The following is a 589-nucleotide window of genomic DNA, read 5'->3' as shown; positions in this document are numbered from 1 at the left end:
AGCGCATATGCGCGCAGGGCGCGGGCGCAGGCACTGGCGCTGAGCTGGCGCGTTTCGCCCGTGTTCGGGTCGGTATCGCTGGCAAACAGCGGGTTGTTGGCGCGCAGTTGCTCGAGCGTGAGCGAAAGCGCCTGGATCGACTTTTTGTTAGCGCGGTAGCCTTCCATCAGCGTTTCGCTGAGCAGCAGCGCATCGGTCTTGCTCAAGCTTGTGGCACCGGCATCGGTGCGGCGCTTGCGGGCTGGTTTCACGACGACATCCTTCAATCGGCGCATGAGCGTGGCTGGCGACATGCCGAGCTGCTGGCATGCCTGGGCGTAGACATCCTGCTTGCCGCCGTGTCCGGCGGCGCTGGCACGGCGCGCCACGTCGAGCAGGGCCTCAATGAGTGCGGGGCTCATGCGACGCGGGTTAGCTGTTTTCGCGCTTGTCTTCGATGATTTTTTGCAGATCCTGCTGCTCGCTCCAGCGCTGCCATTCGGGCACCGCATCGATGGTGAGATGCAAGCCGAATTCATCGCGAAGGGCGTCCAGCTCTACGTACAAAGGCCCCAGCAGGGCCGACATGAAGGCGGCGTTGCCTGGATCG

At 63.8% G+C, this 589-nt stretch carries 1 pseudogene; it reads right to left on the bottom strand.

Annotation, left to right across the window (positions count from 1 at the left end):
* Positions 1–401: pseudogene (locus tag PY257_RS11820) on the bottom strand (transposase); the annotation flags it as partial.
* Positions 402–589: the final 188 nt, after the last annotated feature.

Source organism: Curvibacter soli (genome assembly GCF_029211125.1).
Lineage (GTDB): Bacteria > Pseudomonadota > Gammaproteobacteria > Burkholderiales > Burkholderiaceae_C > Curvibacter_A > Curvibacter_A soli.
The sequence above is the reverse complement of the archived record's forward strand: the minus strand, read 5'-3'. Positions and strand labels throughout refer to the sequence as shown.